This window comes from Nocardioides sp. CF8 (assembly GCF_000389985.1).
Taxonomy (GTDB): domain Bacteria; phylum Actinomycetota; class Actinomycetes; order Propionibacteriales; family Nocardioidaceae; genus Nocardioides; species Nocardioides allogilvus.
In genome coordinates this window covers 1,739,435-1,757,757 of record NZ_CM001852.1, presented here as the reverse complement: position 1 = coordinate 1,757,757, position 18,323 = coordinate 1,739,435, and the positions used below count along the sequence as shown (strand labels likewise).

The 18,323-nt window shown below is 66.7% G+C and carries 18 protein-coding genes; 9 read left to right on the top strand and 9 right to left on the bottom strand.

Annotated elements, in window-relative coordinates:
• From CF8_RS08570 to CF8_RS08560, 3 genes are all read right to left on the bottom strand, one after another.
• The coding region (locus CF8_RS08570; RefSeq protein ID WP_036490592.1) for an MlaE family ABC transporter permease at window positions 1–722 on the bottom strand (722 nt) is incomplete at its 3' end.
• A gap of 1 nt (window position 723) precedes the next feature.
• The gene (locus tag CF8_RS08565; protein WP_010832729.1) at window positions 724–1,506 is read right to left on the bottom strand and encodes an MlaE family ABC transporter permease; all 783 of its coding nucleotides are present in this window, start codon (window positions 1,504–1,506) and stop codon (window positions 724–726) included.
• 139 nt (window positions 1,507–1,645) lie between these two features.
• Window positions 1,646–2,674, bottom strand: coding sequence for an alpha/beta fold hydrolase (locus CF8_RS08560; protein ID WP_198016977.1), 1,029 nt, complete (start codon window positions 2,672–2,674; stop codon window positions 1,646–1,648).
• A 337-nt stretch (window positions 2,675–3,011) separates the two neighbouring features.
• On the opposite strand from CF8_RS08560, the gene CF8_RS08555 reads away from it, so the two are divergent.
• From CF8_RS08555 to CF8_RS08535, 4 genes are all read left to right on the top strand, one after another.
• Entirely contained in the window at window positions 3,012–4,124 is a 1,113-nt protein-coding gene (locus CF8_RS08555; RefSeq protein WP_010832727.1) for an AurF N-oxygenase family protein, read from the top strand.
• Window positions 4,125–4,128: 4 nt separating this feature from the next.
• Window positions 4,129–5,814: an FAD-dependent oxidoreductase gene (locus CF8_RS08550; protein WP_010832726.1), complete on the top strand. Its 1,686-nt coding sequence runs from the start codon at window positions 4,129–4,131 to the stop codon at window positions 5,812–5,814.
• Window positions 5,815–5,940: 126 nt separating this feature from the next.
• Entirely contained in the window at window positions 5,941–7,521 is a 1,581-nt protein-coding gene (locus CF8_RS08545; protein WP_010832725.1) for a long-chain-fatty-acid--CoA ligase, read from the top strand.
• 372 nt (window positions 7,522–7,893) lie between these two features.
• Window positions 7,894–8,415, top strand: a complete 522-nt coding sequence (locus CF8_RS08535; RefSeq protein ID WP_010832724.1) for a PaaI family thioesterase — start codon at window positions 7,894–7,896, stop codon at window positions 8,413–8,415.
• Between the two features lie 267 nt (window positions 8,416–8,682).
• On the opposite strand, the gene CF8_RS20870 is transcribed toward CF8_RS08535, so the two are convergent.
• The 3 genes from CF8_RS20870 to CF8_RS08520 all read right to left on the bottom strand — a co-directional run bounded on the left by CF8_RS20870 (window position 8,683) and on the right by CF8_RS08520 (window position 11,724).
• Window positions 8,683–9,864, bottom strand: coding sequence for a nucleotidyl transferase AbiEii/AbiGii toxin family protein (locus CF8_RS20870; RefSeq protein WP_010832723.1), 1,182 nt, complete (start codon window positions 9,862–9,864; stop codon window positions 8,683–8,685).
• Window positions 9,861–10,580, bottom strand: coding sequence for a type IV toxin-antitoxin system AbiEi family antitoxin domain-containing protein (locus tag CF8_RS22480; RefSeq protein WP_010832722.1), 720 nt, complete (start codon window positions 10,578–10,580; stop codon window positions 9,861–9,863). The genes CF8_RS20870 and CF8_RS22480 overlap by 4 nt, the downstream gene beginning before the upstream one ends.
• 226 nt (window positions 10,581–10,806) lie before the next feature.
• Window positions 10,807–11,724 (bottom strand): site-specific integrase, encoded by a 918-nt coding sequence (locus CF8_RS08520; protein WP_010832721.1) that lies wholly within the window; start codon window positions 11,722–11,724, stop codon window positions 10,807–10,809.
• A 197-nt stretch (window positions 11,725–11,921) separates the two neighbouring features.
• Here CF8_RS08520 and CF8_RS08515 point away from each other — a divergent pair, with 197 nt between their 5' ends.
• Window positions 11,922–12,245: a hypothetical protein gene (locus CF8_RS08515; RefSeq protein ID WP_010832720.1), complete on the top strand. Its 324-nt coding sequence runs from the start codon at window positions 11,922–11,924 to the stop codon at window positions 12,243–12,245.
• A gap of 9 nt (window positions 12,246–12,254) precedes the next feature.
• On the opposite strand, the gene CF8_RS08510 is transcribed toward CF8_RS08515, so the two are convergent.
• Window positions 12,255–12,869, bottom strand: coding sequence for a TetR family transcriptional regulator (locus CF8_RS08510; RefSeq protein WP_010832719.1), 615 nt, complete (start codon window positions 12,867–12,869; stop codon window positions 12,255–12,257).
• Window positions 12,870–13,010: 141 nt separating this feature from the next.
• Between CF8_RS08510 and CF8_RS08505 the strand changes: the two genes are divergently transcribed.
• Together CF8_RS08505 and CF8_RS08500 are read left to right on the top strand one after the other, a co-directional pair.
• Window positions 13,011–14,087 (top strand): BtrH N-terminal domain-containing protein, encoded by a 1,077-nt coding sequence (locus tag CF8_RS08505; protein WP_010832718.1) that lies wholly within the window; start codon window positions 13,011–13,013, stop codon window positions 14,085–14,087.
• Entirely contained in the window at window positions 14,087–14,758 is a 672-nt protein-coding gene (locus CF8_RS08500) for a transglutaminase-like domain-containing protein (protein WP_010832717.1), read from the top strand. The genes CF8_RS08505 and CF8_RS08500 overlap by 1 nt, the downstream gene beginning before the upstream one ends.
• On the opposite strand, the gene CF8_RS08495 is transcribed toward CF8_RS08500, so the two are convergent.
• Window positions 14,692–15,534, bottom strand: coding sequence for a lysophospholipid acyltransferase family protein (locus tag CF8_RS08495; RefSeq protein WP_232211599.1), 843 nt, complete (start codon window positions 15,532–15,534; stop codon window positions 14,692–14,694). The two genes, CF8_RS08500 and CF8_RS08495, sit on opposite strands and share 67 nt — an antisense overlap.
• A 145-nt stretch (window positions 15,535–15,679) precedes the next feature.
• Here CF8_RS08495 and CF8_RS08490 point away from each other — a divergent pair, with 145 nt between their 5' ends.
• The gene (locus CF8_RS08490) at window positions 15,680–16,252 is read left to right on the top strand and encodes a PaaI family thioesterase (protein WP_084622826.1); all 573 of its coding nucleotides are present in this window, start codon (window positions 15,680–15,682) and stop codon (window positions 16,250–16,252) included.
• 1 nt (window position 16,253) lies between these two features.
• Here the strand turns inward: CF8_RS08490 and CF8_RS08485 are convergent, their stop codons facing one another.
• On the bottom strand, window positions 16,254–16,931 hold the full coding sequence (locus CF8_RS08485) for a TetR/AcrR family transcriptional regulator (RefSeq protein WP_010832715.1): 678 nt from the start codon (window positions 16,929–16,931) through the stop codon (window positions 16,254–16,256).
• Window positions 16,932–17,084: 153 nt separating this feature from the next.
• On the opposite strand from CF8_RS08485, the gene CF8_RS08480 reads away from it, so the two are divergent.
• On the top strand, window positions 17,085–18,206 hold the full coding sequence (locus CF8_RS08480) for an acyl-CoA dehydrogenase family protein (RefSeq protein ID WP_010832714.1): 1,122 nt from the start codon (window positions 17,085–17,087) through the stop codon (window positions 18,204–18,206).
• Window positions 18,207–18,323: the final 117 nt, after the last annotated feature.

The window sequence follows — 18,323 nt, the reverse complement described above, 5'->3', positions numbered from 1 at the left end:
AAGCCGTACCAGCAATGGGAGATGATCACCAGCGTTGCGAACACCGAGACCTTGAAGACCGACCACCCGATGTCTGCAGGCGGAAGGAAGAGGTGGAAGTAGTGGTCGTAGGTTCCGGCGGACTGACCGTAGACACGGGTGACCACCGTCCGGGTGCTCAGGTAGGAGGCCAGCAACCCCACGAAGTACAGCGGGATGACAGCGACCAGCCCGGCCAGCACACGAGATGACACGAGGAACGGGATCGGGCGCACCGCCATCACCTCGAGTGCATCGATCTCCTCCGAGATTCGCATCGCCCCGAGCTGGGCGGTGAACCCGCAACCGACCGTGGCCGACAAGGCAACCCCCGCAACGAGCGGGGAGATCTCGCGGGTGTTGAAGTAGGCAGAGATGAACCCGGTGAGCGCGGACGCGCCGATCTGCTCGAGTCCCTCGTAGCCTTGGAGCCCGACCTCGATCCCCGTGAAGAAGGACATTGCGACCACGACGCCGATGCTGCCGCCGAACGCGGCGAGCGCGCCGCGGCCCAGTGCGACGTCGCCTAGCAGCCGAAGCGTCTCCCCCCGGTAGTGCACCAGTGCCGCTGGCATCGATCGCAGTGCCGCGGCATAGAAGGCGAGTTGGCGCCCCAGGTCGTCGAGCCAGCCGACGGCCTCTCGGCCAGGTCGCCCGAGCAGGTTGGGCGTCGTGCGCTCGTTCGGGGCTGCGACGGTAGTCATCTCAGCGCCCCCTCGGTGGGACGATCTCGGCATAGACCGCAGTCACCAGGAAGTTCACGGAGAAGAGCAAGAGGAACGTCAGCACCACCGCGGCGTTGACGGCGTCGCCCACGCCTTGGGGGCCGCCTTTGGCTGTCAAGCCCTTGTACGACGCGACCACCCCGGCGATCAGCCCGAACAGGGCCGCCTTGAAGGCGCCGACGTAGAGGTCAGGGGCCTGCGCGAGGGTTGCGAACCCGGCGAAGTACGAACCCGCGCTGCTGCCCTGCATGCCAACGCTGAAGAAGTAGCCCCCGACGATGCCGACGAAGGCCACGAATCCATTGAGCAACAACGCCACCGTCACAGCCGCCATCACTCGGGGGACGACCAGCCGGCGGACGGGGTCGATGCCGAGCACCTCCATGGCATCGATCTCCTCGCGCACCTTCCTGGCACCCAGATCGGCGCAGATCGCCGTACCCGCTGCGCCCGCCACGAGCAGGGCGGTGGCGATCGGGGCGGCCTCGCGGATGATGGCGAGAGCAGACGCAGCCCCGGTATAGGACTGCGCCCCCAGCTGACGCGTCAGGCTTCCGAGCTGGAGCGCGATGACCGCGCCGAAGGGTATCGCGACGAGGGCCGTCGGAACGGTCGTGACCCGCGCTACGAACCACGTCTGTTCGACGTATTCGCGCCACGCCCACGGGGGGCGCACACTGGCTCGGGCGACATCCGCGAACATGCCGAAGAGACCACCAGCGGCGCTGAGCGGACGGGCAACAGCCCCGAGTTCAGACGTCATTCGACCCGATCTCCCACTCTCTGTCTGGACTACTCTCGCTCACGTATTGCGTCCGATATCACACTCAACGACGCAACGTGTCTCACGTCACGCTTGGACGCGTGACACTTGGACGCGTGACACTTGACCGAGTCACGCTCTAGCCCGCCGAGCTCAGTAAGTGGTTCCTGGAGTCACTTGCAGCACTATCGCAGTACGCCGAGATCGCCTCGCTGACCTGCTCCGGACGCTCCAGGGTCAGCATGTGCCCGGCGCCGGGAACCACCCGGAACTCCGCGTCCGGCAGCCCACGAGCGAGGCGATAAGAGTGTTCCGGCGGGGTCAGCCGGTCCTCGCCGCCAACGACGATGGTGACCGGAACCGTGGAAAGCACCGGAAGGCCGCAAGCGCCGTCGTGCGCGAGAAGCGCAGCGTAGAAGGCCGACACGACGCCGAGCGGAGTCCGTGACACCACCCTGAGCATTTCGTCGACGTGTCGGGCTGGAGCGCCCGGACCGAAGTTGAGGTGGCGCACTGCGAGCCAAACCTCCGGCGGTGCAACCCATCGTCCCTCGACCCTTCGCTCGAGCCGGCCCAGCGCAGAGATGCCCCGTGCGCCAAACCTCCGCACGAGTGCGCCCAAGGGCCTCGGAAGTCCGAGATCAAGCTGGGACAGTTCACCGGCGCTCGTGCTGACCAACACGACGCCCCGAACGCGCTCGGCGAACAGTGACGGGCGCTGCGCAGCCAGGTGCATGAGCGTCATGCCGCCCATCGAGTGCCCCGCCAGGACGAGGGAGCCCCAAGGTGCGACGGCGTCGATCACCGATCCCAGATCCGCCCCGAGCTGGTCCAAACTGCAGCTGTCGTCGGGCGTTCGGTCGGATCGGCCGTGACCGCGGTGGTCGTACACCACCACCCGGGCGTGCTTCGACAGCGCAGACACCTGTTGCGACCACAGCTCGCCCGAAAGTGTCCAGCCATGGGTCAAGACGACCGTCGTCGGACTTCCAGGGTCGCCGTACTCCCACACCTGCAGCGTGGCGCCGTCAGAGGTCTGCACCCGTTGTTCTCGGGTAGCCTCCGGGACTGAGCCGAGCACCCCGTGGTCCGGGGTTGTTCTCGCCTCCCTCACGCGGCGCTTGGCGCGCGAGTGTGCTGCGAACAGCGCCAGCATCGCCCCGCTCACACCCGTCGAGCGTACGGACCGCATCTGGGATCCCCCTGTCGCATTTCGGATTCAGTCATGTCAAGAACGTGGACCATCGACGACCGCGGAGGCTCCGAGAGATCGTGACGTCTATCACCGTGTCGCCAGACCATGACATGGTCACCATCGACAAGTCAAGGGGGGGTGGCGCCCGCGGCGGACGCAACCTCGCCTGGGCTGCTGAGTCCCGAAGAGACCTCGTCGCAGTGAGGATTGCCCCGCGACAGACGGGATTTCAGGCGTCCGAACCAGCGAGCGAGACATCTGAGCCGACTGGTTGACCGTGACAGTAACTGACGATACGTTATGAACCGTAATGGCGTTCCGCAAGGCTGAAAAGGAGGCCGTGATGTCGACCGGAGGCACAATGCAGCACCACATCAGCAGCGAAGGCACCGACGGGACCACCTCGGTGGTGGACCAACCGCAGATGGACCTCGAAGAGGCGTTGTCAACTGACGTGACGCCTGAGAACTATGACGAAATCCTCAAGGCCCTGTGCCAAGCGTCCGTTGACCGTCACTTTGACGCATTTGCCGACGTTCCCTGGGACTCCCCCGACTTTCAGGTCCGCGCCGACGACCCTCGCTGGGTCCTGCCAGTCGGCGTCGACCCGCTCGGGGGCCACCCGTGGTACCAGAGCCAGTCGCTGGAGCGCCAGATCGAGATTGGGATGTGGCGACAGGCCAATATCCTCAAGGTGGGCCTCCAGTTCGAGAACGTCCTGATCCGGGCGATCATGCAGTACGTCTTCGCCCTGCCCAACGGCTCGATCGAGTACCGGTACCTGACGCACGAGGCAACCGAGGAGTGCCACCACACACAGATGTTCCAGGAGGTGGTGAACCGGATCGGTGCCGACGTCGACGGCATGCCGTGGATCCTGCGCAAGCTCGCGCCGGTGCTCCCCATGCTGGTGACGAAGTATCCCGTGGTGTTCTTCCTCGGGGTCCTGGCTGGCGAGGAGCCCATCGACCACACCCAGAAGTCCATCTTCCGGGCCGGCGCCGAGTTGCCTCCGGTCCTGTCTCGCGTCATGGAGATCCACATCGCCGAGGAGGCTCGACACATCTCCTTCGCGCACGAGGCGGTCCGACTCAGGGCTCCTCACTTGAGCCACACGGCACGCAGCGTGACGGGTGCACTTCTGCCGCTGATCATGCGATTCCTGGGCGATGCGATCCTGGTTCCGCCGAAGGCTTTCCGCGACCGCTTCGACATTCCCGACGAGGTCATCAAGGAGTTGTACTGGGAGGCCCCGGAGTCACGCGCACGGCTGCGTGACCTGTTCGCCGACGTGCGGATGCTGGCCGAGGACACCGGCCTGATGACGCCGACTGCGAGGCGATTGTGGCGCTGGTGCAAGATCGACGGCCGCCCGTCCCGCTACCGTAGCGAGCCCCCGGTCAGCTTCCGCAGGGCGGCCTGACCAGGTGCCCCACGTCATCACCCAGGCGTGTTGCAGTGACGCCTCGTGCGTCTTCGCCTGCCCGGTCAACGCGATTCAACCGAACCCCGGAGACCCGGACTTCGGCACCGCGGAGATGCTGTACATCGATCCCAAGACGTGTGTGGACTGCGGCGCGTGCATACCGGCGTGCCCGGTCGGTGCCATCAGCCGGGACACTGTTCTCACTGACGTCGAGCGTCCGTTCCAAGGGATCAACGCCGAGTATCACGCAACGCCGCGGCCGCGCGGCGTACAGGCACGCGTGCCGACTCTCGTCCAGATCTCGCAGCCGGCCCGGTTACGCGTGGCCATCGTCGGGGCTGGGCCAGCGGGCCTGTATACCGCTGACGAGCTGCTCAAGCAAGATGGTGTCGAGGTAACCGTGTATGACCGATTGCCCACGCCGTACGGCTTGGTCCGCGCTGGGGTTGCTCCTGATCACCCCGAGACCAAGACAGTCACCGAGCTGTTCCGTCACGTCGAGGACCTACCAGGGTTTCATTATGCCCTCGGCGTGGAGGTCGGCGTGGACGTCACGCACCAAGACCTGCTGAGTGTTCACTCCGCGGTGATCTACGCGACGGGCGCCTCGCAGGATCGTCGTTTGGAGATCCCGGGCGAGAGTCTGGCGCACAGTGCCACCGCCACGAAGTTCGTCGCGTGGTACAACGGCCATCCAGATCACGCTCATCACGAGTTCAACTTGTCCACCGAACGAGTGGTGATCGTGGGCAACGGGAACGTTGCCCTCGATGTGGCTCGCATCCTGGCGACCGACCCGGAACGCTTGGCCTGCACGGACATCGCTGATCCCGCGTTAGAGGCGCTGCGCCGCAGCGAAGTGCGCGAAGTCGTGCTCCTCGGCCGACGAGGCCCCGCTCAGGCCGCCTTCACGCTGCCCGAGTTGACCGGCCTCGTCAACCGCGCCGACATCGATGTGGTCGTTGAGGGCGAGGTGCCGGACACGCAACCGGGTGATGATGTGCAACAAGACCTCAAGCTCGCCCTGCTGCGAGGTCTGCCCTCCTCCGCCAGCCCTCGCGATGATCGCCGGCGCATTGTGCTCCGCTTCCTCACCTCCCCCGTACGAGTCTTGGGGACTGAGCGGGTCACTGGTCTTGAGGTTGCGCGCAACGAACTGGCTCTGGACGGCATGTCGTCGGCTGTGGCCAGTGGTGACACTGAAACCATCGAGACCGGCCTGGTCCTCAGGTCGATCGGATATCAAGGAGTCCCCGTGCGGGACTTGCCGTTTGACAGTGCGCGCCGCATCGTGCCGAATTCTGGTGGCCGCGTGAAGGACATGCCCGGCACCTACGTCGTCGGGTGGATCAAGCGCGGACCACGCGGCTTTATCGGCACCAACAGGAGTTGCGCGCACGAAACGGTCAACCATCTGCTGGACGACCTCAACGCCGGCCACCTGCCCGAGCCAGCCAACCGCACCGCGGACCTAGCTCCGGCATTGCGAAGACTGCACCCGGCCGGGATCGGCCGAGAAGGTTGGCGATACCTGGACGACGCGGAGCGTGCCGTCGGCGCGCAGGCAGGGCGTCCGCGGGTCAAGCTCACCGACCCGGAGGCAATGCGCGCTGTGATCGCAAGCCGCGACCTCCCGCGCTCAAGAAGCGGGGTATCGGCGCGCAGCGCGCAGCGCGCAGAAGTGTGAGTCCCAACCCGTGACACGGACGCGGCAACGGGCCACGGCACTCCAGCGCCTCGACCCCGGCGGCATGCTCGAACTCTCGGGTTATCTCCGTCGACTCCCTGCCCAACGAGCCATTTTGGAGACGGTATGACCAGTCACAACCTCGCAACCCTCCTGGAGAACTCTGCCGAGCGCTACCCCGAGCGGGATGCCATCGGCTTCGCCGACACCCGGCTCACCTACGCCCAGGTCAATGGTGCCGCCAACCAGGTCGCGAACCTGCTCGTCGAGCGCGGTATCCAGCCAGGCGACAAGGTGGCGCTGTCCTGCCCGAACCTGCCCTATTTCACCATCGCCTACTTCGGCATCCTCAAGACCGGCGGCACCGTCGTACCGCTCAACGTGCTGCTCAAGGGCCGTGAGGTCGCCTACCACCTCGACGACTCAGACGCGAAGGCGTACTTGTGTTTCCAGGGCACCGCCGAGTTGCCGATCGGCGTCGAGGGCAAGGTCGGGTTCGACCAGACCAACTCTTGTGAGCACTTCTTCGTCATCACCGCCGACCCGGTCGCGGAGTCACCGTTCGAGGGCGTCGAGACGATGGGTGGGGCCATGGGCTCGCAGCTGGCCACGTTCGAGGCGGTCGACACCGACGACGACGACACCGCGGTCATCCTGTACACATCGGGTACGACAGGGCAGCCCAAGGGCGCCGAACTCCGGCACCGCAACATGCGCGACAACGCACTGGCAGGGGCGGACCTCTTTGGCGCCGATGCCGAGCGGCCGGACACCTATTTGTGCGTGCTGCCGCTGTTCCACTCGTTCGGGCAGACCGTCATCCAGAATGGCGCGTTCGCCTACGGCGGCACCGTCGTGATGCTTCCGCGCTTCGAGGCAGGGTCGGCACTGGAGCTGATGACGAAACAGAACGTCACGTTCTTTGCCGGCGTCCCGACCATGTACTGGGGGCTGCTGGGTGCCCTTGACGACTCCGTCGACGTCGAGGCGATCGCCCGCAACCTGCGCGTCGCTGCGGCCGGCGGCTCCGCGCTGCCGGTCGAGGTTCACAAGGACTTCGAGAAGAAGTTCGGCGTCACGATCCTCGAGGGCTACGGCCTCTCGGAGACCTCGCCGGTGGCGAGCTTCTCCGAATACGGCAAGCCGGTGCGGGCCGGGTCCATCGGGGTACCGATCCCCGGCGTGGAGATGAAACTGCTGCAGCCCGACTCGTGGGACAGCGTGCCCATCGCGATCGAAGAGGACGGCATGAGCCCAGTCGGCGAAATCGCCATCCGCGGCCACAACATCATGAAGGGTTATTACGGCCGCGCCGAGGCCACGGCGGAGGTTCTCAGTGAGGACGGCTGGTTCCGCACCGGCGACCTCGGGCGCAAGGACGCCGATGGCTGGTACTACATCGTCGACCGCTCCAAGGACATGATCATCCGCGGCGGCTACAACGTGTACCCGCGCGAGATCGAGGAGGTGCTGATGACGCACCCCGACGTCTCACTGGCCGCTGTCATCGGCGTGCCGCACGAGACCCACGGCGAGGAGGTGAAGGCATTCGTGATCCTCGAGAAGAGTGCGAACACCACCAATGAGGAGCTCCTCGCCTGGGGCAAGGAACAGATGGCCAACTACAAGCACCCCCGCCTGGTCGAGGTCGTCGAGCAACTGCCCATGACCGCCACCGGCAAGATCCTCAAGCGCGAGCTCTCCTAGCTAGGAGGTCGCATGGTCGGCCGGCGCTCCGGGGTGCAGTTCTCCGAGTTATTGATTGGTGGTGCGGGACGGTTTGGGCCAGCTTGCCGGGTTCGGGGATCGCGGCGATGTTCGCAATACCGGCGACGATCTGCGCTCCGTCTCGATGTGGCCGGGCTGAGCGAGTCTACCGAGCTGGCACAGGCCGGGGGGGGCGGTGTTGTGCTGTGCCGACGGCTGGTCCGCCCTCGCGTTGGCCGCACGCACTGGGGAGACCATCGGCGACCGGTGGAGGGCCGTGGCCGAGGTGGCTCAGACGCATCCCACCCTGGAGGAGGCGGCCGTGTCCAGCATGGCTCGTGCTGTTTCGGCGCTCGAACTCCAGGAGAGGCCATGAACGACCAGGGCCCGCTGTCCGACGAGCAGGGGGACCGCGCCGCGATCTTCGCAAGCTGGCTCCTCGCCACGGCAGTCGGGCCGGAGGGTGAACCGCTCCCCAGCCACCACAACGACTGCCTGGGCTGCGGCCGAGCCAACCCCCACGGCCACCACCTGGTCGCTCACCGAGACGGCGCCACCGCCGTCGTCGCCGAGCACACCTTCGACGCACGCCACGTCGGCGCACCGGGTGTCGCACACGGCGGAGCGGTCGCAACGGTCCTCGACGACCTCTACGGGTTCGCGCTCTACCTCGTCGGCGAACTCGCCGTCACCAGACACCTGACCGTGGAGTACCTACGACCGGTCGTGCTGGGGTCGCCGTACCAACTGCGCGCCCAGTTTGATCACCAGGCCGGACGCAAGCTGCACCTCTCCGCCACCCTGACCGACCCGCACGGACAGCTCACCGTCCGCTCCGAGGCACTCTTCGTCGTCGTGGACGTCGCCCACTTCCACCGCGCGGTGGAACAATGAGCGCGACCATCACCCCCACCGATCCCGAGTCGCTCCTGGTCGAGATGACCACGGCGACCACGGAACCGCAGGTCCCTACGACGCCTACCGCCGCCTCAGACACAGCGCACCGGTCCTGCGGAGCCGCTCGGGAGTCCCCGTGCTCAGCCGGTACGCCGACTGCGACGCCGCCCTGCGTGACCACTGTCTGGGCAAGTTCAACGAGTCCCTCGGGTTCCGCCTCACCGAGGTCCCCGAGGACCGCTGATCCCTGGCGTCGGGGACTGACTAAAACTCGACCCTGAATGCGGGTGTGAACGACTCGCTCGTTGGGCGGATTCCAGCGATGCGGTCAGTTCGATAGCTGCGTAGCTGCCCCTGGTCGTTCACGACGAACAGGACGATGTTGCCGTCGCGGGTGCGGCGGAATGAGTACGGGGCGACGCGACGCGATCCCCAGCGACCGTTCTCGGCGCGGTAGTCGATGTCGACCTTGAGCCTGTTCGCGCCCGCATAGCGAATGAGTTCGAGGGGAACGCCTCGGCGCCACGACGTGATAGCGGCCGGCGCGCTCCAATTCGGGTCGATGTTTGCGAACTGTGCCCGCGGCAGGAGGGTGGTCGGGCGCGTTCCGTCGAGCCAGCCGAAAACGTCATCGAGGGTCGCCCAGAAGTCCGCGAAGGGGGGCAGCGGGCGCGGGAGCTGATGGCCGAGCATGTTCTCCCATTCGGACTCGATCTCCGCGCGAAACCTTGTGCCGCGGATCGAGTCCAGAGTGGGCTCGGCGATACCTGCGTGCTCGCACTTCTGACGCAGCACGTCTCGGACTGCGGATGAGCGTCCAACGAGATCTGGGTGCCGATGGAGGTGCACGACGTCGTAGAGGTCGCGGGGCCGGCATCGTTCAGCGAGGGCTCGCAGCTTCTCCCCGAACAGCTCGTCTATGGGATAGCACGCAACCCCGTCGACCGGGAGCGGGGTGTCGCTGTAGGGGTGCCCGATCGGCCGGAGGACCGGCGCCTGCGTCAGGAGCTCGTCGCTGGTGATGTCGAACTTCACCTTGGGGAGCGTGCCACGCGTCTCGTTCGGCCCCCGATAGGCGATCTTGCCCTGAGTCGTCGGGTTGCCGCGGCGGTTCTGGCGCCGCCGAAATGCCTGATCGTCGAGGATGAGCTCGATGCCGGATTCTTCGCGGATCCAGTCGGCTATCTCGCCAAAGATGCGCTGGAGGTCTTCGACCTCCTCTGGTCCCCGGTCGATGACAGTGAAGTCGAGATCCTCCGAGAATCGGAAGGTCTCGTAGTAGCACTTGCGGAGGCAGGTTCCGCCTTTGAAGACCCACGTCTGCGACAGATCCGCGTGCTGTGCGACGCCTGCGAGGAGCCAACCCAGGACGTAGTCCTTCTCGATGACTCCGATGTCGAGCGACCACTCACCGCCCAGTTCGTCGAGTTCGCGCCGCGAGATCACGCGGGCTCCTCCGCGCCGACAGTGACGTTGATTCGAAGCCCCCAGCGGGTGTTGCTGCGACCTCCCGGTGGGCCGTCTGGATCGAGCGCCGAGATGCCCGCCGAGACTCGTTCCTGGCATGCGCTGAGCATTCTCGGGAGATCCCTGCCCATAGCCTCGATGCTGTACCCGAGTCTCTTGAACAAAGCCCGGTTGCCGAGCCGATCGCCATAGTCGAGGAGCGTGGTGGGGTCGTGCTCGTCGAGGTATGCGGCGAGGATCTCGGCGCCGTGACGCATTCCTCCCCCGAGCCTTGGCGCGTCCAGGATGTCGACGACGGTGCGAGCGGGGTCCGCGAAACGCAGCCGGGACTCATGCCTCCATTGGCTCTTCATGCCCCAGCGCATATCGGCGTCGGTGGTCGAGCTGATCAGGTAGTCGTGGTCAAGAAGCCGGACGTTTGATGCGCGCACGCGTGAGGTGGTCTTCAAGACGGTGGTGCGGAAGACCTGATCGCTGAGAGCCCACTCGTTTGCGGCGGTCCACCCTGTGAAATAGCAGGGCCACACCTCAGCCGCGACGACAAGAGGGTCTTCCGACCATGAAGCCGGGTGAGCGGCCTCGACCGGGACTCCGATGTACAGGCCCCGACGAACGCGGCGGAGCCAGCCTTGCGCGGCCCACCGGGACAGCTTCTTGGCTGCCTCGTCTGCATTGACCTGCAGCAGGCTGGACACATGCTCAGGCCTAACGAAACGTCGGCCCCCGGCCATGACGGTCGCCAGTTCCCCGCGTCCGGTTGCACTGATTCCCGAGTGAGACATCCGCAGGCCAGTAACTCTCTCATGAAGCGATGTGTTGGATTCAGGATAGCGTAACACTCTTGCACCAGTAACTCTCGTCGAGTGTCTTCTTCCGGCTTGTGATTATTTGCTTGGACACGCATCCCCGTCGCCGCCCGGCCTACAGGCCGAGGTTGCGACTGGAGGTGACCTGAAGTGCCTCCAGCGGTCGAATGTAGTGCTCGACGAGGGTGGAGATGCGGGTGTGGCGAGTCTGGGCGGCGATCCGGGCGAGGTCGACGCCGGCCATCGCGGCGGTAGTCGCGTGCCCTGCCCGTAGGGAGTGGCCGCTGATCCGTTCGGAAGGAAGTCCGGCGGCGGCAGCTCGATCCTTGAGCATCCTGGCAAGGCCGCTGCCGGTGAACGGCTGTGGGCCGATCTGCTCGTTGCGCACGGCGACGAACAGTCGCCCTGGTTCGCGGCCGCGGAGGTCGATCCAGGCGTCGAGTGCGGAGATCGGATCGGTGTCAGGGTGGTTGCCGCGGGCGACGCCGACGAGCTGGCCGCGTTTCTCGGGGTCGCCCTTGGATTGGCGGACGTGAACGAGCAGACCCTCGGGCTTGGGCTCGACGTCGTCGAGGTTCAGGTCGGCGAGCTCGGAGCGACGTAGGGCGGAGGCGAAGCCGAGCAGGATCACGGCCGCATCGCGAACGCCCTTGATGGTGGTGCGGTCGATGCCGGTGAGCATCTGGCGGATCTCGTCGGTGTTCAGGGGCCGGGCCTGGCGACGCGGGGCTGTGCCCAGGGTGTGGCGGATGCCGCGGCGGACAGCCTTGACAGGCTCGTCGGCGACCGGGTTGGGGTGACCGTCGCGGTGGTGGGCGTCGGCAATGGCAGCGCAGGCGCCCTCGATCGTTCCGGACACCACCCCCTGCTGGGCGAAGTCGGCCAGGTAGGCGCAGATCGTGGCTGGGGTCGCGGGCAGCGGTGGGATGGTCCGATCGGTGCACCAGCGTTCGAACCGACGCCAGGCCGAGGCGTAGGTCTTGCGGGTGGATTCGGCGCGGCCGGCGGCGATGGCCGCGGAGATTCGGGTCACGTCCTGGGCCGTCAGGCCCCGAGGTAGTTCGCTGTCGGGCCATCCGAATCCACTGGGATCGGGTACGGGCGCGGGCTTGGGGATAGCGGCATTGTGAGCCACGACAATTGCGAGAGTCATGCGCCGGTCCTACCGGTCACGCCCCCCGATCCTGCGTTCGGGAGGGGCCATGGGACGGAAAGGCGCAGATACCAGTCATGCTCGAGCACCCGCACCTATGCCGCGCACTGGTCGGCGACCTGGGTCGCGCCACCCGCCTGCCCGACCTCGCCGTCGCCATCGACGCCGCCTTCCTCACCCCTATCGAGCAGTTGCTCGTGCAGGGCGTCGAGGACGGCTCGCTGCGCCGCGTCGAGGATCCGTCAAGGGTAGCGGCCTGCATCTTCGGCGCCGTGACGGTCGCCGGATTGAGCGCCGTTGCCGGCGACCGTCCGCATGACAGCTCGGATGCGGCGACCCTGTCCTCTTCCATCTACCGGCTTTTGGTCCTTGGGGTGGCGGCGGACCCGATCACCGGCTGAGAGTGGACGTCAGGTCGTGGCTTCGGACGTCGCCGCTTCGACGGAGAGCCCGAGGTACCTCAGTCCGACCTCGGTGATCTTCCGTGAAGTGTCCTTGCGGGACATGGTAGGCAGGGCTAGATGGCTCACGGTGAGCCTCACCAGGGCCTCCGCAGCGTCCGCCACATCGTCGGCCTGCACCCCGGGCACGTGAGCCATGAGCCACCGGGCCAACGAGTTCGAGGCCAGTTCCAGCAGCTGCGCGGAGGTCGTCAGCAGGGGGAGAATGCCCGTCGCGGTCGGGGAGGAATCGCGGTTGGCGATCAGCACCGCCCTGAGTAGAGAGCTGTTCTCAGCTTCCTCGAGCACGAATTCCACCGAGGCCGCGAGGCCGCGAGCAGCGTCGGCGTCGTGGTGCGCGAGCACTCCTTCAATGCCCTCGATGAAGCGCGCCGCCTCCCTCAGGACGACGGCCTCCCCCAATCCGGGCTTGTCGCCGAACTCTTTATAGAGCAGGGCGCGTGAAATACCGACCGCCTCGGCGATCTCACCCATGCGGACTCGCTCCCAGCCTCGATCGGCGATCAGGTCGTGAGCAGTCTCCAGCACCGCCGTACGGACGTGCTCGCGGTACCGCTCGCGCATGGAGGGGGATGACACAGGGGACACGATAGCGATCGTGTTGCCAAACGGACTCATGTCACCTCGGGACCGGGCTGTGACAATCAGAAGCCCGTGCCTTAGATTGGAACAAAACATGTGAATTGTCTCTAGGAAATGAGTCCCATGACCAGCTCGAGCGACGCCGTCGTGGTTCCCTACCCGCACCGACGTGGCGGCCACTGCGGCTCCGGCGCCATGCGCGACCTCCTCGAATGGGCCGGGCTCGGCTGGGAAGGCCCACCCGACGAGGGCCTCGTCTTCGCGCTGAGCGGGTCGCTTGACCTCTCCTACGTCCGGAATGCAGCGCTCATGCCACCGGTGTACCTCGTGGGGCGGGGCGGGGACCTGGAGACCGATCTCCCGACACGACTCGGCGCCGTGGTCACCGTGCACGCCACGGACGTCCCCCAGGTGGGCTGGACCTACGTACGCGATGCCGTGCGCGCCGGTCGCCCGGCCCTGGTGTGGGCCGACATCGCAGAACTGCCCTACCTGCGCGTGCGCCTTCAGATGAGTCGCCATGACATCGTCGTGATCGGCTACGACGACGTGCAGCAGCTCGCGCACGTCGTCGACAACGACCGCGACGAGGTGCAACTGGTGCCTTACGAGGCTCTAGCTCGGGCTCGCTCGTCCCAAGGATTCCCGGTCCCGACGCGCCACACCTACTTCGACATCGCCTGGCCCGATTCGCTGCCCGACCTGGCCACCGTCGCCCGGGCGGCGTTCGCCCAGGCGGCTGTCTCGATGACCACCTCGACCGGTCCCTCGATCGTCACCGGGAGGGATACGGCGACCGGGGCCACGGGGCTGGCCGCCGTCGACCTGTTCGCCGAGGACCTCGCTCGATGGCCAGAGGTCTTCCCCGACGAGGTCTTGGACCTGGTGCTCCAGGGACTCAGCGCATTCGTGGAGAAGGCCGGCACCGGCGGTGGGCTGTTCCGGCGACTGCTCTCCAGCGGCGCCGCCGACATCGCGCGTCTGACCGGGGATGTTCGCGCGAGCGAAGTCGCCAACGCTGCGCACCTCTGCGCGGAGACATGGTCACTGGTCGCGTCGCTGGGCCGGCAGGAGGGCCCGGCCAAGGGCCGAACGGAGCAAGCCGCCCTCGCAGCTGCCGCCCTGCCGTCCCTCGAGCGGGACCTCGTCACGGCCCTCGGGGCGGCCGGCGCACCCCAGGACGCTGAGGTCAGTGCCTGATGGGCGACGAGCTCGACCCCCGGCAGGCCCTCGCCCCGACCGGGTTCATCGACAGCGACCACCCCGACGTGCGCGACTTCACCGAGTCCGTGGTGCGAGGTGTCCAGGATCCGCGTGAGCGGGTCGGGCTGCTCTTCGCGGAGGTCCGCGACCGACTCCGCTACGACCCCTACAGCGTCACCGCGGCCCCCCCGACCTACCGCGCCAGCGCGATCCTTGACGGTGGCCCCACCTGGTGCGTCCCGAAGGCGGTGCTGCTCACCGCGAGCCTGCGCGCTGCGGGGATCCCGGCCGTGCTGGGGTTCTCCGATGTCCGCAACCACCTCAACAGCGAGGCGCTGCTGGAGCTGATGGGCACGGACCTGTTCGTGTTCCACGGGTGGAGCGCGGCGTACGTCGACGGCCGGTGGCGCAAGGGCTCGCCGGCCTTCAACTCCGAGCTGTGCCGCCGCTTCGGCGTTCCTGCGCTGGAGTTCGACGGATCGCAGGACGCCCTGCTCCACGCAGCCGACGGCGCCGGCCGCCGCCACATGGAATACGTCCGCGAGCGCGGGACGTTCGTGGACCTACCGTTCGATGAGTTGATGGCAACACTGCTGGACACCTACGGCCCCGCGATGGTGCGCGGCTCGGGATCCTCGCGCCCTGAGGATCCCGCCTTCGGCGCCTGAGCACGGATGGACCGCGCCGGCGCGGTGGCTCCACGCAGCTCGCACACCATCGTGATGAGGACGTCCTCGAGCCGTTGACGGCCCACTTCGACGGCACGTGCAGGCTCCAGGTCACGGAGGTCCTCGAGCGGGACGGGAGCGCCGACGAACACGCTCGCCTGCCGTCGCCAACCCCATCGCAACCGCCCGCTGTATGCGGGCAGGATCTCCTGAGCACCCCACTGGGCCACCGGGAGGAGAGGGACCGACGCCTCGAGGGCGATGCGAACCGCCCCTGACTTCATCGTCATCGGCAGACCGTCCTCCCGCTTGCTGATAGAACCCTCGGGATACACCAGGAGGAGCTGACCACAGCGTGCCGCATTCACCGCGTCGTCGTACCCTGCGCGTCCGGCAGCCCGGTCGACCTTGACGTGGCCGGCCGCACGGAACCACCTGCCCACGATCGGACCGTGGAAGAGGTTGTCCTTCGCCAAGAACCGCGGCACCCGCCCCGTGGATAGCACCATCTCCGCGACCAGCAGAGGGTCGATGTGCGAGACATGGTTGGCGGCCAGCACTGCTCCCCCCGACCTCGGGATCCCTGAGACTCCGCGCCAGTCAGGCCGGCGCAGCACCATCAGGAACGGCTTGCAGATCAGCACGGCCACCCACCAGGCAAGGCCACGTCGCTCGGCATCGGTTTGAGGACGGTGAGGTGTCCAAATGAGACGCACAGCGTCGAGTGTAGACAAATAAAGCCTCAACGTCTCGATTGAAAACAAATATGCCATCATGTCTTGCCGCGTTGGCGAACGGCGGGCCCTTAGTTTCGGCTTTGATCGCTCGCTCATCACGACGACGACTTGATCCTGTATGCGACAGAGACAGATGCGACGTTGTGCCTCCGCTCCCATCGGTCTTGAATTTGAGGAGTTTTCCATGAACGACCCGCTACGAAGCGCCTCCGGCGCAGGCGAGCCAACCGCCCCGGCGAAAGAGGTACGCCCCGACGGGGGCGCAATGTCGGCGTTGGAGGCGTGGATCCGCTCGATGTCGCGGCCCGAGCCGTCGGCGGAGGGACGCCTCCCCTCACACTCCCCCACCTGCGCGGGATGCGGGACGGAGAATCCTGCTGGTCTTGCACTGAAGGTCGACGCCACAGAGGGCGGCGTTCGCGCCGTGCACCGCTTCGACCCCCGCCAGGAAGGGGCGCCCGGGATCACCCACGGCGGCCTAGTCGCTGCAGCGTTCGACGACCTCTTCGGCTTCCTCCTCTACCGGGTCGGAGAGCTTGCCGTGACGAGGTCCCTGACCGTCGAGTACCTCCGTCCGGTGCTGCTGAGGACCGACTACGAGTTCTCTGCCCACGTCCGGGACCGCTCGGGACGGCGGCTACACGTGGAAGCCGCGGCGCTGGATGCGGACGACAGCCCGGTCGCAACCGCACACGCGACATTCGTCGTCGTTGATGTTGAGCACTTTGAGCAGGGCAATCCTGTGGGCCGTTCCTGACTCACCCGCCGATGAACGGCTCCAGCTCGACCGCTGGGTCGAGGTCGATGCCGTGGGCGGCCAAGGCATCGTGCAGCACCAGGGTGACATGGCGCGAGAGGCGCCCCACCATGACGTCGAGGGTTTCGTCGCGCTGGTCGAGCCACCAGATGATTGTCGCGTCGACCATCCCCATCACGCCCACCAAGATGCCCTCGGGAAAGGTCTCCTCGGCCGAGTTGGTATAGCCGCGCGCCGCCGCAGCGATCTCGTCCAGCAATCGCGAGCGACCCATCCGAGCGCGGTGAAGGGTTCGACTCTGCCCCCGTGCAGCTAGGAAGCGGAAGAGGTGAGGGTGGACGTCGGCCCAGGTGGCGCAGGCATGGACCAGCCCCTCGACGACCTGTGAGGGTGTGCCGCGCCGAGTCAGGTGGGGCCGGACGCAGGCAATGAGGTCCTGCGCGGCGAGGCGTGCCACATCGTCATCCAGGTCCTCACGGCTGGAGAAGTAGCGGTAGACGTGCGGCCTCGGGATGCCGGCCCGCTCGGCAATCAGGGCCGTGCCGGCACCCGCTCCTGCCTCGTCGACGACCTGCAGAGCGGCGCTCGCCACCTGTTGTCGTCGCCGCGCCCGGACCTGATCATCGCGCGACGACCGGCGCCGCACCGTCGAATCCACCCATCGCCCGACCTCGACCACAAGATGCAGCCTATGCGGGGTCGACGAAACCAACGACTCCCGGGTCCGCATGCATGGAACACCTTGTACCCAAGACTACGGGTGTGGTCAGATTGGTACACCCTGTACCCGACCTGCCGGAGGCACCCCTTGCCCACTCGCCGCTCCCCCTGGATGGACAAAGACCTCGACGACGTGCGCGACCTGGCACGTACGTTCTGTGAGAAGGAGATCAAACCGCACATCGAGACCTTCATCGCCGACAAGCACGTCGACAGGGAACTGTGGAACCGCGCTGGTGACGTCGGTCTGCTCTGCCTGTCGATCCCCGAGGAGTACGGCGGCGGCGGCGGCACCTTCGCCCACGAGGCCATCCTGATCGAGGAGCAGGCACGGGTCGGCGACAGCTCCTGGGGGGCGTCCCTGCACAACGGCATCGTCGCCCACTACCTGTTCGCCTACGGCACGGAAGAGCAGAAGCAGCAGTGGCTTCCCAAGATGGCGTCCGGCGAGGTCGTCGGCGCGATCGCAATGACCGAGCCCGGGACCGGCTCGGACCTGCAGAACATCAAGACCAAGGCGGTGCGCGAGGGTGACGACTACCTTGTCAGCGGCTCCAAGACCTTCATCACCAACGGCTCGCAGGCCGACCTGGTGCTCACCGTGGTCAAGACCGATCCGGACGACCGCGCCGCCGGCATCTCGCTGATGGTGGTCCCCACCAGCACGGAGGGCTTCTCCCGCGGTCGGGTGCTCGACAAGATCGGGATGAAGGGGCAGGACACCTCGGAGCTCTTCTTCGACAACGTCCGCGTCCCGGTCACCAACCTGCTGGGCCTCACCGAAGGCCAGGGCTTCGTGCAGCTCATGCAGCAGCTCCCCCAGGAGCGGCTGTTGGTCGCAGTCTCGAACGTCGCAGCCATGGAGTTCTGCCTGGCCGAGACACTGGCCTACGTGCGCGACCGAAGCGCCTTCGGACGGCCGATCTGGGGGTTCCAGAACACCAAGTTCAAAATGGCAGAGGTCGCTACAGAAGCTCGCGTGGCACGGTCCTTCGTGGACGAGTGCATCCAGCTCCACGTCGGCGAGGGTCTGGACATCCCCACCGCCGCCATGGCGAAGCTGTGGTGCTCCGAACGAGCGCAGCGCGTCGCCGACACCTGCCTCCAGCTGCACGGCGGCTACGGGTACATGAACGAGTACCCCATCGCCCGCATCTGGGCCGACATGCGCGTCTCGCAGATCTACGCCGGCACCTCCGAGATCATGAAGGAGATCATCAGCCGGTCCCTGTGAGGACCGACCCGGCTCCGGCGGCACCGCCGGAGCCGGCGGGCCGGGCGTTGTGCGCCGAGCCCCGCCGGGATCCTCCGCGTTGAGCAATGGCACAGGACGCCCACTCCACCGAGGTGA

Bases quoted from the DNA above. Each gene is read 5' to 3' on its own strand.
- CF8_RS08565 (WP_010832729.1), bottom strand. From the start codon at position 1,506: ATGACGTCTGAACTCGGGGCTGTTGCCCGTCCGCTCAGCGCCGCTGGT.
- CF8_RS08555 (WP_010832727.1), top strand. From the start codon at position 3,012: ATGGCGTTCCGCAAGGCTGAAAAGGAGGCCGTGATGTCGACCGGAGGC.
- CF8_RS08545 (WP_010832725.1), top strand. From the start codon at position 5,941: ATGACCAGTCACAACCTCGCAACCCTCCTGGAGAACTCTGCCGAGCGC.
- CF8_RS08535 (WP_010832724.1), top strand. From the start codon at position 7,894: ATGAACGACCAGGGCCCGCTGTCCGACGAGCAGGGGGACCGCGCCGCG.
- CF8_RS08515 (WP_010832720.1), top strand. From the start codon at position 11,922: ATGCTCGAGCACCCGCACCTATGCCGCGCACTGGTCGGCGACCTGGGT.
- CF8_RS08510 (WP_010832719.1), bottom strand. From the start codon at position 12,869: ATGCGCGAGCGGTACCGCGAGCACGTCCGTACGGCGGTGCTGGAGACT.
- CF8_RS08505 (WP_010832718.1), top strand. From the start codon at position 13,011: ATGACCAGCTCGAGCGACGCCGTCGTGGTTCCCTACCCGCACCGACGT.
- CF8_RS08500 (WP_010832717.1), top strand. From the start codon at position 14,087: ATGGGCGACGAGCTCGACCCCCGGCAGGCCCTCGCCCCGACCGGGTTC.
- CF8_RS08495 (WP_232211599.1), bottom strand. From the start codon at position 15,534: ATGATGGCATATTTGTTTTCAATCGAGACGTTGAGGCTTTATTTGTCT.
- CF8_RS08490 (WP_084622826.1), top strand. From the start codon at position 15,680: ATGAACGACCCGCTACGAAGCGCCTCCGGCGCAGGCGAGCCAACCGCC.
- CF8_RS08480 (WP_010832714.1), top strand. From the start codon at position 17,085: ATGGACAAAGACCTCGACGACGTGCGCGACCTGGCACGTACGTTCTGT.